General features: G+C 36.4%; 9 protein-coding genes. 7 read left to right on the top strand and 2 right to left on the bottom strand.

Annotation, left to right across the window (positions count from 1 at the left end; all coding sequences use genetic code 11):
• Positions 1-19: 19 nt before the first annotated feature.
• Positions 20-4597, bottom strand: a complete 4578-nt coding sequence (gene porU2 / locus QM491_RS04345) for a putative type IX secretion system sortase PorU2 (RefSeq protein WP_283326016.1) — start codon at positions 4595-4597, stop codon at positions 20-22.
• A gap of 261 nt (positions 4598-4858) precedes the next feature.
• Between porU2 and QM491_RS04340 the strand changes: the two genes are divergently transcribed.
• The 5 genes from QM491_RS04340 (at position 4859) to QM491_RS04320 (ending at position 12314) form a co-directional block, all read left to right on the top strand.
• Positions 4859-7204: a PAS domain-containing sensor histidine kinase gene (locus QM491_RS04340; protein WP_283326014.1), complete on the top strand. Its 2346-nt coding sequence runs from the start codon at positions 4859-4861 to the stop codon at positions 7202-7204.
• Positions 7205-7315: 111 nt separating this feature from the next.
• Positions 7316-8239: a hypothetical protein gene (locus tag QM491_RS04335; protein WP_283326013.1), complete on the top strand. Its 924-nt coding sequence runs from the start codon at positions 7316-7318 to the stop codon at positions 8237-8239.
• 373 nt (positions 8240-8612) lie between these two features.
• Positions 8613-8990, top strand: a complete 378-nt coding sequence (locus tag QM491_RS04330) for a PadR family transcriptional regulator (protein ID WP_283326011.1) — start codon at positions 8613-8615, stop codon at positions 8988-8990.
• A 51-nt stretch (positions 8991-9041) separates the two neighbouring features.
• The gene (locus QM491_RS04325; RefSeq protein WP_283326010.1) at positions 9042-11471 is read left to right on the top strand and encodes a PspC domain-containing protein; all 2430 of its coding nucleotides are present in this window, start codon (positions 9042-9044) and stop codon (positions 11469-11471) included.
• A 132-nt stretch (positions 11472-11603) separates the two neighbouring features.
• Positions 11604-12314 (top strand): head GIN domain-containing protein, encoded by a 711-nt coding sequence (locus QM491_RS04320; protein WP_166550499.1) that lies wholly within the window; start codon positions 11604-11606, stop codon positions 12312-12314.
• A 278-nt stretch (positions 12315-12592) separates the two neighbouring features.
• On the opposite strand, the gene QM491_RS04315 is transcribed toward QM491_RS04320, so the two are convergent.
• Positions 12593-13057 (bottom strand): VOC family protein, encoded by a 465-nt coding sequence (locus QM491_RS04315; RefSeq protein ID WP_283326008.1) that lies wholly within the window; start codon positions 13055-13057, stop codon positions 12593-12595.
• Between the two features lie 358 nt (positions 13058-13415).
• Here QM491_RS04315 and QM491_RS04310 point away from each other — a divergent pair, with 358 nt between their 5' ends.
• The gene (locus QM491_RS04310) at positions 13416-14468 is read left to right on the top strand and encodes a transglutaminase domain-containing protein (RefSeq protein ID WP_283326007.1); all 1053 of its coding nucleotides are present in this window, start codon (positions 13416-13418) and stop codon (positions 14466-14468) included.
• Complete coding sequence (locus tag QM491_RS04305) at positions 14465-15433, top strand: YpdA family putative bacillithiol disulfide reductase (protein ID WP_283326006.1); 969 nt, start codon at positions 14465-14467, stop codon at positions 15431-15433. Before QM491_RS04310 ends, QM491_RS04305 begins: the two co-directional genes overlap by 4 nt.
• Positions 15434-15487 lie beyond the last annotated feature (54 nt).

The raw sequence follows: 15487 nt of genomic DNA, 5'->3' as shown, positions 1-15487 counted from the left end.
TGGGTAATTTAGTGATTTTTCATTTTCTATCCAGCACGATTTTGCCAGTAAAGGTATCTGCTATCGACAACGAATCCTTTGATTCTTTATTTTGTAATGTTAGTTTGTAAAAATACAGTGCATTTGGCAAAAAATTGCCTTCTTGATTTCGTCCATCCCAAAATATTTCTTTTTCGGTGGCATTCACAGCCTGTTGAACCTCATAAAGCTTTTGTCCAGATACATCAAAAATTTGATATACCGCCCAGTACTCCTTTTCTGGTAAGTTTTCTAGTCGTAACCTCGTCCAAGTGTACAGAGGGTTTGGAAATACTGTTACTTGAATAGGGTTATTTTTTTCAACAATAACTATGGGTATTTGGTATGCTTTGAGCGACTTCACTCCTACTGCATCCCACGCATTTATGGATATCCAAACGGTATCTTTGAGCCAATTTTTAGCTTGATATTCTAGTTTTAATCTTCCTCTTTCCTCCGATAAAAACGTAATATTTGAGTTACTTCCAGCAACCCAATCGCATGATTGACATTGCTTTACTAATATTTCTATATTTTCCTTTCTTAAAAAAAGAGATTGGTTATTATCATATAGTTGTATTTCTAATTTGGGATTTGGACTAAAATACTCAAAATTCTGTGCAATTCTCCCATCCAATTGCACAAGCATGGTAGGAGCGACATTATCCTGTTTGACTTTTATAAAAACTTGTGCTGAATTATTACTAAAATTAACTTCTTGATGTCGAGAAGGATTCAGAACGAACCGTAAAGTATAATCACCTGCTTGTTCAAACACCTTTGAAAAGACTGGCAATGCTACCGAATCATGAGCTATTAAGGGAGTAAAAGCCTCGCTCCCACTCTTCAAAACATCTACACCCCTAACAGCCTGCCAATCAATGGCAATTGTATCAGAAAAAGGAGTATCTGAGGTATTATAAACACACCGCTTTATCTTCAACTCTTGCCCAATCTCTATGTCTTGAGTATCTGCGGATGCTTGTATGACTAAGTCTGCGTAAGGCTTCCCCAATATACCCCAACGACGAAGTTGGCTATTTTGTTGAACTTGTTTGGCCTTAAATTTCACTTGGATAGGAGTCGAGAAAACTCTTGTATAAGGAACTTGAAAAGATAGATTTTCTGGAAGTAAATAGCTTTTATCATCGACCTGTATTTCATACACCCCAAACTTCTCTAAAGTCTGAAAATCTGTAAAAATACTTTGTACGGCGGCCAAAGCGCCCATTTGAGGAGGTATCATTTCCCAATTTTTACTTTCGGGGAGTAGATTTAACGTCTGACTAATTGCTGAAAGAGCATTTGTTCCAAATCTTTCAAGGATATTTTTCTTACCTTTTTGTAATACCAACAAAAAAGGTGTACCCAACGGTAATGATTTGAGCTTGGCAATCGAACAACCTAGTTCTTGTAAAGATGCCCAAATTTTCTCTGACCACTTTTGTGTATCTACACGTCCATGCGACCAAAGAATAAGCCAATCGCCATCTTTGAGTTTTTGCAAACAAGTCAGCAAAGGGATTTCATTTAGCAATAAACTTTCATTCAAATTTTGAATCCAGTACGGTGAATTACCGCAGCTTAGTTGAGGTAAAATAAGATAAGGCTTCAATTGCGAGTCTAGAGTAAGGGCATTGAGGCTACTCCAAGGGTAACACAAACCATTACCCAACCATTGTTGGTCATTTACTTTTACCCAACCCAAATAATTACTCTGAGGTATATCGGCACCAGGTACATACAAAGCTATTTTGAGTGTATCGGGCTGCAATTTCCAAGTACTATTATTCCACCCGATTCCTGAAGTTTTTATTGCTTGAAAATGCTCTGATGTTCGCTGTATCCACCCCAAAGGGCTTTTGGGTATATAGGTAAATGTTCCGTTCAGCAAAACACTATCCTTAGCGGTAACCCTCCAATAATACGTAGTGGTATCATTTGCAAGGCCTTTAAACAAATAGCGAAAAATACCTTGATTTGTAATACTTTTTTGAAGTAAAATAGAGCTAAAGTTTGAATTATCAGCAACCTGCAACTGCACCAAAGCTGATAGATTCTTGACGCCTTCTAACCAAATATCAGAGCTTGAAACGATTGCCCAATTGGATGGATAAAACAATTCTAAGGTCTTTTTCAGGTAAATATCCCTTAATTCAATATCATTATTTCCTTTATTTATTTCTTCTAAAACTCCCTCTTCGTCAAGCGATAACCTAATATTTAGAAGATTATTTTGCCAATCAGATTTTAATAAAACCTTAAAAGATACAGAATCTATATTCGCCAAGGGGGTTTCATACAGTTTTTGAAAAATATCCTCTTTGTTGATATACAAATGAAGTGAAAATGGCAATTGGGAAACTCTCCCATAATTTACTATCGCAACTGTTATTCTTAATGAGTCTTGTTGTGTGTCTACAGTCAAACTATTTTTGACAAAAGCAATATCAGGTAATGCTACTGCTTTGAATAGCCGAATAGCAGGATCTCCTTGTAAAGTAAACTGTTGTAGAGTGGTTTTGAGATAAGGGTCAGCAGACTGATTTTTAATAACTTGAGCATGAACTTCTCCCAATGTTTGAGATAAATTCTCCTGAAATAATTGCTGATAAAAGGTTTTTGAAAAAGTATATAGGGAATTGGGGTATGCCAAATGTGTATGAGCCATAAAAGCAATAGCACCACGATTGGGAGATAACACCCAGTCAGTACTCAATGCTTTTTTTTCTGTAAAAAAATCGCCTGCATCACAGCCATTTACTAATACAAAAGGATATTTATCTTGGTTATGATATCCCAAATCTGGATTGCTCACATAGCCAATATCAAGGTCTAGCTGACCTATAGCCGAGTGCCCGAACAGGGTAATCATTCCAAGTCCTTGATTGACTTCTTCAGATACATTACGTACTTCAACATAGGCATCCGTTTGCTTTCCAATGGTTCGAACCGTAAAATTTTGTTTCTGAGCAATGTCAGCCAAAGAGTCCAAATAATTTCGAAATAAATTTTGCTCCACCCCATACCTTCCACCACTCAAATGCAAAAGCTGTTTACGCCCAAAATAAGTATTATCCTCCTTTTCAAAAGCAATTACTTTATTTAGATAGGCCTGTACATCGGCATTGGTTTCGGCAGGAAGACGACCTATCGAGCTATTTTTATTTATCACAAAGGGCGTATCCGAACAAGGGTAACCGTAGGTTGGTACAAGGTCTCTGGCAAATGCAATAGAACTCTTTCTTGCTATTTGTGGATATGCTCCAGTACCAATCAGAAAGACATAGAATGGATTTTTTTTATGTTTAAAACACGCAAAATAACGCTGAAACGCCAGTGTTGATTTATTGCCAAAATTAAAATAGTCATATAGCATACGACTAGTTACTACTTCGCAACGGTAGGCTCCTCCTACTTCCGAAGTTCGATAATCGGCATATTGCAAAGCACTATTCCATAGATTTTCATGAGTGACTATCAAAAAATTAGCCGTGGTATCGGGTTGCCACACGCGAGTTGGAGATAGATTTGTTATCTCTGTAGGATTTTCCCACAAAACAATTTTAGTAGCTTTGGTAAAAATAGTATCTCCTATCCGAAGCGCATTTTCAGGAAAATATCTATCTGAAATATTCCAAACTTTTAGCGTTTGGGAGCTCATTGGTATTTTTTTGGGATAAGGTAACCTCCACAAATACTGTCCCTCTTTCTGCTCAAAAGAAGCTGCGTAATCGTATTTGAAACTGGCAATAGCAAATAATGACTCTACTCCTTTTATATTCAAAATATTTCCTTCACTAAGCAATATCGTACCGTTTATTTCCTTAATTTCAGCAGGTTGCAATTCAACTACCGTAACATATTGAGAACCTTGGGTTATTTCTAATACTTGGTTAGTTCGTTTTTGACTAATAAGCCGTATCTTAAAATTAATGGTATCTTCTGTTGATTCAAGGGTATTGAAAGTAAGCTGTGCAGGAGTGTTTGATGTAAAACTTTTGCTCATCCAACCTTCTGCTTTTTGGTAATTGGAGTCCCAAACTTGCTCATTATCAAAGGGTGTTAAAACAAGCCCCGCAAAATAGCTATTGGAAAATACTTGTGCTTGCTCCTTACTTGCTATCAAATTCACGTGATAGCTTTCATTCAAACTACATGCTTCGGTACCTATCCGAAACAACGATTTTTGAGAAGGCTCATACGTTAATTGGTAAGTGGCTGTATCTGAGAAAAGGCTATACGAAGGATTTGCTTGTGCTTGCAAAGATTCATATAAAGAAGAGTCAAGGGTACCATTGTTGGGTTCTCCTAAAAACAAAATATAGTCACCTGATTTTAAATAGGAATCATTTTTGCTATGAATTTCTAGCGCAATCTCTTGCCCTTGCCGATAGAGATGGATATATTGGTGCTCGATAAGATATGGCCAAAAACGCAACATCGTTTCATATCTAATTTGATGCACAGAAGTTTGAATAACAGGAACACTGAGCGATGGGTAATAAGTAGCTATTTGAGCAAAACCAGCAAGTAATCTGGTCATAAAGACCAAACTCAAAAAAATGATTTTTTTCATAAATATAGGTGTAAGTACAATATTAACATAGAATTATTTGAGAGGAAATTTACAAAAAAACTTAAATTTTCCAACAAAAATATAAAATATTCACAAGCTTTACTTCATAATTATTAAACTTACAGCACCTTTTACTTGGTTATATATCATAGTTATTTTAAGTTTATAAATGCAGAAATGATTCTTTGATAACAATTTCGAATCATTTGTAACTCATTATCTTTGCCGATAAATTCGATTATTTTAAAACTTTTGTCTAAAGTGTTTTTAAAAAAATATACCAACTGGCAATTTAATACCTTAAATTCTTCTGATTTAGATGAATTTGAAGCAGATCGTTTGTCTTTTCAAACGAGAGCGATTGTCTTTGCTTTGAAGATTGGCATTATAATGATGCCATTATTGACCATTAGTGATATTCTTGCGCTCAAAGATATTCTAACACTTAACGCATGGACAGGCTATTTGGCTGGACTTGTAGGTATTGAATTACTCTTCATTCTTGCGCATTATCAAATCTCCAAGCTAATACCGCAACACAAAAAAATCAGTACCTTAAAAGCATGGGTTACTTTAGCTGTTCTCACATTAACAGTCATGCAATATGTTACCGCCTTTATGGCTAAACATTATGGAGCAGAACTGTCAATGATAGCCTTGGCAATTTCGTACTTCAATCTTTCCTTTATGCTCAATGCAAAAGAAAGGCTTTATTACAATATTATTTGTTTAGCTTTCTTCTTCTTAGGCTATCTTACAATTTTCCCAAAAGAACATATCCTTTTGGATACGATGTTGGTAGCTGTAGGCTTGAGCGTTACTCTTTATTTTGCAGGAGATATAATCTATAAATTACAGTTAGAAAAATTTGCTCAAAATCGAATTTTATTAACCCAAACTCAAGACCAAAACCTTCAGTTAAAACGAGCTATACGTAATCAAAAAGATATTTTAGAGGTATTGTGTAAAGAAATGGGTGTAAGTACAAATGCCCTTAATTTTGATAATACTGATGCTTTAGGCTATCAAACCAAAGCACTATTGTTAAGATTTGCAGAATATAAACAACAGATTCTTGAATCAAAAGAGCGCTATCAAGATCTCTTTATGAATATGAATGATGGGGTAGCCATCTTATCAGAAAAGGGTGCTGTAAAAGAAGCTAATGATACATTTTTGCAAATATTGGGTATCAAAAGGGAGGAAATGACAACTTTTGATTTAGGCAGATTAGTTCATCCTGAAGATCGAGAACACTCAAACTCCTACTTGAAAAAACTCTTGACTGAGGGCTTTTACAAAAACTATGTTGGAAGGATCATTCGTGGTGATGGGGAAGTTCGCTACTTAGAAGTAAGTTCTACAGCCATCATGGAAGATAATGAATTTAAGGGTTCGAGAGATATAATACGTGATATTACACATCGTAAACTTTCAGAACAAGCACTTGAGGAGGCTCGCAATGCTGAAAAGCAATTTCTATCAACAATGAGCCATGAGATTCGTACACCATTGAATGCTATTATTGGCATCACTCATTTGTTATACGATACTCATCCCAATCCACAACAAATCGAATATTTTGATATTTTGAAAAACTCGTCGCAGTTTTTGCTCAATTTAATCACTGATTTGTTGGATTTTGCTAAGATGGATGCAGGAAAAATCACGGCACATCCAAAAGATTTTGACCTAAAAGGTCTTCTCAAAACTATTCAGCAAACCTTCCAGATGAAGGTTACGCCAAAGGGTTTGGAAGTAGATTTTATGGCAGATATGCGTATGGATCAATTCTATTATGCTGACGAAACGCTTATTTATCAGGTGCTTTTCAATTTGCTAGGTAATGCCGACAAATTTACTGAAAAAGGTAAAATTGGATTAAAAGTAAAAATCTTAGAAAGAAGCGAAGAAGATACTTTATTTGAATTTCAAGTATTTGATACAGGAATGGGTATCCCAGCCGACAAGATAGATTTGATTTTTAATAAGTTTACTCAAATTCATGATAAAAATAAAATCAAAACACCTGGTACAGGCTTAGGATTGTCTATCTGTAAACAAATTGTAGAATATTTAGGAGGAAAAATTTGGGTAGAAAGTGTTGAAGGAAAAGGTACTAAGTTTTTCTTTACGCTTCGTTTACCAAAAGCAATTGCGCCTAATGGGCTAGCGATAGAAGAACCTTTGGCGTTGACACAAACCAAAAAAGCTTCAGAACCTAGCTCTGTTCTTGAAGGGCTAAAAGTACTATTAGTTGAAGATAATGAGCTTAATCGCAAGTATGCTACCACCTTACTCAAAAAGTGGAAGATAGAATATGATATGGCTTTCGATGGTGCCGAAGCATGCCAAAAAGTCCTCGATAAAAAGTATGACTTGATTTTGATGGATATCCAAATGCCAATTATGGACGGCTATGAGGCAACCATCAAAATTACAAATACAGAAAACCCTAATAAAAATACACCAATCGTAGCACTTACTGCTAGCGCTTTAGTCACCCAAAAAGACAAGGCTTTGGAATGTGGTATGTCCGATTATCTTAGCAAACCATTTACACCAGTACAACTCAAAAGTGTTCTGAGTAAGTTTGCAATCATGTAAACTTTTTGGAGTTCTGAGTGATGAGTTGTGAGTTTTAAATTAAAAACAAAAAATATAAATAACTAGTTATCAATAACTTATAATTTATCACTCATCACTCAAAACTCTCTCATGCTACACTTATTAAATCACTACGCCACTCAGGACGAGTGTTCGTTTACACTTTCCTTATTTTTTCAACCAGAACATTTACGTTGGCAGTCTGCTAGACAAGCTATAGGGTTTGCTTGGCAAGATAAGAATAGTTCGAAATTACAAGCTTTAGCCTATTTTTGGCTTGAAAATCAACAGGCAACGAGTCCACTAGCAGCTAGTTTCGGAGGCTTTGATTTTGATAATGAACTTTCAGACAAACAGCTTTTTGCCTTTGTTGAAGCGGTATTTTGCTGGTTGAAAACGCAACAAATTCATGCTGTTCAAATCATTCAAGCACCTGTTTGTTATCAAATACATTATTTGAGACTACAAAAAGTATTAGCTTTCTTTTCTACAAATATCATTTCTGAAACCAATCAACATTTGGCTATTTCGGATATTCCTTTTGCAAAAATTATTGATCCTGCTGCTAAACGTCGTTTGAATAAGTGTGAAAAACAGCATTTTTTTCTAGAAATCAATCCACAAAAGCTTAATGAACAATATGATTTTATTCAAAAAGAACGATTAGCAAAAGGGATACCTTTAACTATTACCAAAGCACGCTTTTTGTCTTTATTCGAAAGTTTTCCTGAAAGCTTCATCCCTTTTACACTATATCATAACAATCAAATCATTGCAACTTGTACTGCTGTAATTGTTGTTCCTCAACAAATCATATATTATTTTCTTCCTGCTAATAGCCTATCTTACAAACCTTTCAGCCCTAGCATTTTACTTATAAAACATTTATATGAATATGCCCAATTGCATAAATATAAAATTTTGGATTTAGGTATTTCATCAGTCAATGGAATGCTGAATGAAAACTTATTTAGATTCAAAAGAAATCTTGGTGCCATCACTACCACCAAACAAATAGGAAAGTTTGAGATATAGAATTGTTGATTTTGAAGCTGTTTAAGCAACTTCTTTGACTATTTTCTCATAAAACCTAGACTATTCTACATTGCCCGTTCGTGATTTTGTATCTTTTTACAAACTCGTTTTGTTAAGGACTTACTTTTTATTTCTCGACAAGTCAAAATTTTACCATTCAACCAATTTTTTGACCATTTATCAAGCTTGAACAAAAAAAACCCCTATAGTACTTTGCATTGCATAGTACCTTTTTATATCTTTGAACTAAGGATTACCCAGTAGTGGGTATTATTCAAGTAAATCGACTAATCACAGCAGTAGACTGACAGAGCGAAAATCTGTATTTTACTGTTTTTTGCTAACAGTCTAGGCTATAAAATATTTAGAAACTATGGATTTGGAAAATGCCAAAGTGCAGATGCGGAAGGGAATTTTGGAATTCTGTATTCTGCAAATCATATCGAGAGGCGAAGTATATGCCTCGGATATGCTCGAAGAACTAACCTCAGCCAAGATTATGGTCGTAGAAGGAACACTTTATCCTTTGTTGACGCGCCTCAAAAACTCTGGCTTGTTAGATTATAAATGGGTAGAATCGTCGTCAGGACCTCCACGTAAGTATTATGTATTGACTGACAATGGTAAAACTTTTCTTGAACAACTCGAAACTACTTGGAAAGAATTGCAAGAATCCGTCGTTCAAATTATTCAGGATAGCTACCACAAAAAGCAAGAGGCAAGTAACACCGAAACGGAAAAACAAGCCTAATTTAACCTTAAACCAATATTCACACAGCGTGAGCATAAATTGAATTTTGCGATGAAAAAGACCATTTCTATTAATATAGCAGGTATTATTTTCCACATAGAGGAAGATGGATACGAAAAATTGGGGCTTTATCTCAAGGCTATCCAATCGCATTTTGCTTCTTATGAAGGTTCAAAAGAAATTATCGAAGACATTGAATCTCGTATAGCAGAAAAATTTTGGGATAAACAAAAACGTGATGCCAAACAAGCTATCACACTAGAGGACGTAGATGAACTTATTGCTTCGATGGGAACCGTATCTGACTTTGAAGCGATTCAGGAAGAAGAAGATTTAGTAACTGAAGAAAAAGCTCAAAACACGTACAGCTCGTCCCAATCAGAACAAAAATCTCATACTTCTGAAAGTTATGAGTATCCCAAATTTGAAAGTTCTAAAAAACTTTACAGAGATACACAACGTAAGCTTTTGGGAGGCGTTTGTGCGGGATTTGCTCATTATTTAGGCATAGATGCACTTTGGGTACGTTTGATTTTCTTAATTACTTTCTTGGGCTTAAGCCCATTAACAGAATCGCCTTTAAGTGGAGTAATCTTTGTTTTATATATTGCCTCATGGATTGCTTTTCCTGCCAATGCGTTTTTGGAAGAAGACGATACTGTCAAGAAATTTTACCGTAACCCCGACCATAAAGTACTAGGTGGCGTAGTGAGTGGCGTATCTTCTTACACAGGTTTTGATTTGGGAATGCTACGTTTTGTCTTTGTACTAATGATTTTTGCCTTTGGCTCAGGAATCGTTATCTATTTGATTTTGTGGGCAATAGCACCTGAAGCAAAAACGATTACTGATAAAATGCAAATGACTGGCGAACCTATCACTTTGGAGAATATCGAGAGCAATATCAAACGCACGCTTAATACCGAAAATAAGCCTGAAGATACTCTCACCAAAGTATTGTTATTGCCTTTCAGAATGATATCGCAGGTATTCAAAGCGCTTGGCCCTATTGCACAATTTGCAGCAACGGCTTTTAGATTTTTTGCGGGTGGCATTATGTTATTTACGTCGCTAGCAATGATTGTGGCTCTGTTTTTTACCTTGTTTGTAGGATTCACGGCACTCGAAAGTGCTAATGTCTATATTGGAGACCATTTGCCTGTAGGATTTTTGGCAAGAGATGCCTCTCCATTTATGTTTTTGGCTGGATTTTTGGCAGCACTAGCGCCTTCAATTGCCGTTGGTATTGTGGGTATTTCATTGCTTTTACGTCGTAATATCTTCACATCTGTGGTATGGCAAAGTTTGCTAGGTATCTTTATTGTAGGCTTGTTCGGGTCTATGTACACAGGTATTAGCTATGCCAAAAACTTTTCGAGAAGCGCCAGTATTCAGCAATCGTCTAATCTTGACTTTGGGAAAAAGACTCCTCTACTTACCCTCAAACACGTGTCTGACCATGTTGAATTTGTACCATCACTTGAAATTATTGGCTACGAAGGCGACGTTTACAAACTTGAAAAAGAATATTATGCAAAAGGTTTTGACAAAAAAGATGCAGAAAAAAATGCAGGGGAAATTCTTTATACATACTCAAAAATTGACTCCGTATTGGCATTTGATGAAGAGTATGAATTTACCGAAAATGCCCGTTTCCGTGATCAGCGTGTTCGTTTGAGATTGTATATTCCCTACGAAAAACCGTTTAGCATGACAAGGGAATTTGCTTCATTTATCGAAAATAGAATCTCTGGAGGGTACTTTGATGGTGAAAAAGATTTATTCAAAGGCTCTTTGTGGCAATTTACTCGTGAAGGCGAACTTGTATGTTTAAACCGTTTCCCTGTAGAAAACAATTATGATAACCATAGCGACTCTTCTGATGATGAGACTGACTTCGCACCTAATGACTTTGTTCAGAAATTCCCGCTCAAAGAATTCAATAAAGTCCAATCAGCTATAGAAACGCCTTCTGAAATTTATATTCATTTTGGCGAAAACTATAAAGTAGAAGTAGGCGGCGACCAAAAAGATGTAGAAAATATTGTAGCTGAAGTCAAAGATGGACGTTTGATTATTTCTCAAAAAGTCCAAAGTAAACAAGCTGGCTTCTTGACCGTACACATTACACTTCCTACTTTGTTGGCACTGAGCCTAGATAAAGGATTTGGTAATGTCCGAATCAAAGATATTCAAACCGAAAACTTACAATTGGATGTAAAAGGTCAGTATAAAATCAGAAGTACAGGGCACATTGGTAATTTGACGGCCGACTTGGGTGGTCTGACCAATCTCGAAGCTTTTGACTTAGAAATTGAAAATGCCAAAATCAATGCTTCTGAAAACGCACATGTTGAAGTAGATGTCAATCAAAATCTGGAAGCTAAGGCTTCTGGCGTTGCACAAATTCGCTACAAAGGCAGTCCAAACCTTCAAAAAACGATTAAAGATAGTGGCGTAATCAAACCTGAAAGAGATTAGACCAGCATGATAGAGGCATAATGTCAAATGCGTTATGCCTCTATTTTCAAAATACTTTTGTTTTTTTTCTACATCATGCAACCTTCCTAAGCCTCTTTGCATCTTATCGACAAATCATAATCATCAATTAATATGAAACTTCAAACCTACTTTCGCCAAGCTATCATGGCTGGTGCCTTATTTTTAGGAGCTAATTTGGCTCAAGCTCAAAGCCAAAAAGATTTTAATCTTTCAGGATTCAACGAAATTGAGATGTCAAGCGCATTTGTGATTGATGTAACTCAAGGCAGTACTTTTAAAGTACATGCAGATGCCGAAAGAAGCGAAGACTTAGAAGATTTAGAAGTAAAAGTATCAGGCAAACGTCTGATTGCCCGCTATAAAGACAAGGGAAGCTGGGGCTGGAATAAAAACCGTAAAAGAGTACATTTTACCATTGTTGTTCCAGACATCAAAGTGTTAGATTTTTCGGGCGCAACAAAATCAAAAATCTCTGGTTTTAACGACTTAGAATATTTGAAAGTGCAATTTTCGGGTGCATCTAGCTCAGAAATTAGTGTTAATGTTGATAAATTACTATTCGATATTTCAGGAGCTTCTAACGTAACACTTAGAGGAAAAGGTAGCATTATGAAGCTTGATGCTTCAGGAGCTAGTAAGTTCAACGCGCTTGATTTTGTAGCAAAAGATGCCGATTTGGATGTTTCAGGTGCTACAAGTGTACGTGTAAATGCTTCAAAAACATTGAACGTTGAAGCTAGTGGTGCATCTTCAGTACGTTACAGAGGTACTCCTTCGGTACGTAGCGATGCGTCTGGCGCCTCATCAGTAAGAAGTGAGTAAGCTGTTAAACCTCTTTAAATACTCTTGATACAACTAGAAAGCCCTGTTTAGATTTTATGCTAAATGGGGCTTTCCAGTTAAAATGGGCTATTGTAAGAAACTAGATTAATTTTCTATTATAAAATAGTCGACTAGTTCGAGACTTAGTCTCGGACTAATACTTTTTTCAGTTTCTAAACTGTATTAAAAAATAAGTCCAAGACTAAGTCTTGAACTAGTGTGGTTCTACCATTTTCAAATCCACCGTTTTCAAATCTTCAAATTACCACATTTTCAAATTATCTCTTCGGTTCATTCAATTCTATCACATAACCATCTGGGTCGGTCACATAGATTTGGTAAGCACCATCAAATCGCTGTTGACGATGATAAGGAACTTCTTTTGACTTCAAAAACGCCTCGATACCATCAGCAGAATTACTTGGAATAGTTAGCGAAAAGTGCGCTCCATTTCTATCGTTATTACTTACAGGGTCTTTGCGACCAAGCAACAAATGTAGCTCCTGTCCCGGTGCTATCTGAAACCATCTACGTATCGAAATCAAGTTATCTGGCACGGTCACGGGTGACAAACCTATGATTTCTCGATAAAAAGCCGCACTGACTTTAAGGTCTTTTACCGCCAGTCCAACGTGATTATATGACAAAATGGTAATTCCTTTGGGTGTGTCTTGTGCCAATGCACTTTGGGCGCCGATTCCAGCAAAAGCTAACGCCAGTAATGGCAAATATGACAATTTCATAGTTATTAGGGTATTTAGTTGATTATCAAAATTTTATATAATGGTAAGATGTGTAATTAACGGAAAGATTAACTCTTGAAAAAATATTTCTAACAAATGACTTCATTTTATTTGAAAAACTTGCCCCGAACTTTATATTTTTATAGTAGTAAAATTTTACATCCTCACAATCATAGACTGTTTGCGTGAAAGATGCCGCCATTCAATGAATATTTTTGCTAATTCGTATGCCTAATGCTTGGCGCCTACAGCCCAAAGCAATATTCTAGTATAAGCATAGAGCGAATTTCGCTAATATGGTTTGCGTGAAACTTGAGAACGTGTATTCTGACTGGACCATTTTTTAGACTGATTTTTAATGAAGTACATAACATATTTAATCTTACTGAGTATTTCGGTAAATTCTTTTGCCCAAAACTCTGTAAAGCAATTATCCTTACAACTAACACAATCTGCTCCAAACGATTCCTTGAAAGTAGCAGCTATTTTCGAGTGGATTACTGGCTCTATCCAATACGATTTGGAGACTTTTCAGCAACGGCTTCCCTCCCTCGATTTGGGTAATTCTCAATCCAGTGCTGTGGTTCTCAATACTCGAAAAGCAATTTGTGGTGGCTATTCTAATCTTTTTTATGACCTCTGCAAATACGCAGGAATCAAAACCCAAGTGATTGAGGGTTTGGGCAAAATTCGCAATTCATCCAATCCTTCCGACTCTACTTTTCGGATAGAAAGCCATGCTTGGAATGCCGTAAAACTCAACGAAAAATGGTATTTGCTCGACCTCACATGGAGTTCGGGCGCCATGATCAACAACACCTACCAGCAACGTCGTTCATGGGAGTTTTACATGATTTCTCCTGCGGTTTTCTTACTAACCCACTACCCTAGCGACCCCGTATGGCAGTTACAAAAAAGAATTATTTCGTATGAAGAATTTGTCAAAGGAAGCCCTTTTCTGAAAACAAAAAGATTTGATTACGAAAGAATTTTAGCTCAATATGAAAGTCTGGACTCTACAACTCAGGTGTTAGAAACCCAAGAGCGAATCATTGCGCATGACCCCAAAAACGATAATGCCCACAATATGTTGGGGTATTTTTATGCTACTCGCTCCACCAAAACACTGGAAGAGTACACCGTCATATCACGCTTGATTAGGGATAATAAAAATCCCAAAGAACAACAGGCCTTGGCTTTACAGTATAAAAACAAAATGTTTGAACTACTTCACAAAGCCGAAATGGAACTAAACAAGTCCTTAGATTATTATAATCATATAGGTCCTTTGGCTCAAATAAAAGGTGTTTTAGATAATAAAAATGCTATTTATAACAACTTAGAGGCAATCCGAAAGGACAAAGAAATGATGAACAGATACTTTGCCATTTTAGGTCGAAACAAACGATGAACAACTACGATGTAATTATTATTGGTGCAGGCCCAATTGGATTAGCTTGTGGACTAGAAGCTCAAGAAGCGGGTCTCAGTTATTTGATTTTGGAAAAAGGATGTTTGGTCAACTCTCTCTACAACTATCCCGCTAACATGACTTTTTTTAGTACTTCAGAAAGACTAGAAATTGGAGATGTCCCTTTTGTTTCTAACAATGCAAAACCAACGCGTGCGGAAGCGTTAGAGTATTATCGTCGTGTAGCGGTACATCGTAAACTAGCCATTAATTTATTTGAAACCGTTGAATCGGTTACTTCACAAGAAAACTTGTATCAAATCACTACAAGTAAGGCACAGTATTCATGCAAAAGCATCGTTATTGCTACAGGCTTTTATGATATTCCTTATTTGATGGAGGTTGAGGGCGAAGATTTGCCTAAAGTAACGCACTATTACGAAGAACCGCATTTTTATTCTATGCAAAATGTACTCGTGGTAGGTGCCAATAACTCTGCCGTTGATGCTGCCTTAGAAACATGGCGTAAAGGTGCCAATGTTACCATGGTTGTCAGAAGCGAAGGAATTGGTGAAAGAGTAAAATATTGGGCAAAACCAGATATTGAAAATCGTATCAAAGAAGGTTCTATTCAAGCATTTTTTAACTCAGAAGTAGCAGCAATTCGTCAGCATGAGGTAGACATCAAAACGCCAGAGGGTATCGTTACGATTCCAAATGATTATGTAATTGCCATGACTGGCTATCAGCCCAATCTAACTTTTTTGGAGAAAATGGGCATTGAGCTTTCTCAGGATGAGGTTCGTAAGCCATTTTATGATGATAAAACGCAAGAAACCAACTTACCAAACGTATTCTTAGCTGGGGTTATTTGTGGTGGTATGAATACCCACTCTTTGTTTATCGAAAACTCCCGTGTGCACGCCACACATATTATGGATACTTTGAAAAAGCGGTTTCTGTAAATAAAAGCAAAAAGGTGCTGGATTCTCATCCAGCACCTTTTTTGCAAAGGATTC

Source organism: Flectobacillus longus (genome assembly GCF_030056705.1).
In the GTDB taxonomy this organism is placed as follows: Bacteria; Bacteroidota; Bacteroidia; order Cytophagales; family Spirosomataceae; genus Flectobacillus; species Flectobacillus longus.
The sequence above is the reverse complement of the archived record's forward strand: the minus strand, read 5'-3'. Positions and strand labels throughout refer to the sequence as shown.

Coding starts and splice junctions, on each gene's coding strand:
- porU2 (WP_283326016.1), bottom strand. CDS start 4,597: ATGAAAAAAATCATTTTTTTGAGTTTGGTCTTTATGACCAGATTACTT.
- QM491_RS04335 (WP_283326013.1), top strand. CDS start 7,316: ATGCTACACTTATTAAATCACTACGCCACTCAGGACGAGTGTTCGTTT.
- QM491_RS04330 (WP_283326011.1), top strand. CDS start 8,613: ATGGATTTGGAAAATGCCAAAGTGCAGATGCGGAAGGGAATTTTGGAA.
- QM491_RS04325 (WP_283326010.1), top strand. CDS start 9,042: ATGAAAAAGACCATTTCTATTAATATAGCAGGTATTATTTTCCACATA.
- QM491_RS04320 (WP_166550499.1), top strand. CDS start 11,604: ATGAAACTTCAAACCTACTTTCGCCAAGCTATCATGGCTGGTGCCTTA.
- QM491_RS04315 (WP_283326008.1), bottom strand. CDS start 13,057: ATGAAATTGTCATATTTGCCATTACTGGCGTTAGCTTTTGCTGGAATC.
- QM491_RS04310 (WP_283326007.1), top strand. CDS start 13,416: ATGAAGTACATAACATATTTAATCTTACTGAGTATTTCGGTAAATTCT.
- QM491_RS04305 (WP_283326006.1), top strand. CDS start 14,465: ATGAACAACTACGATGTAATTATTATTGGTGCAGGCCCAATTGGATTA.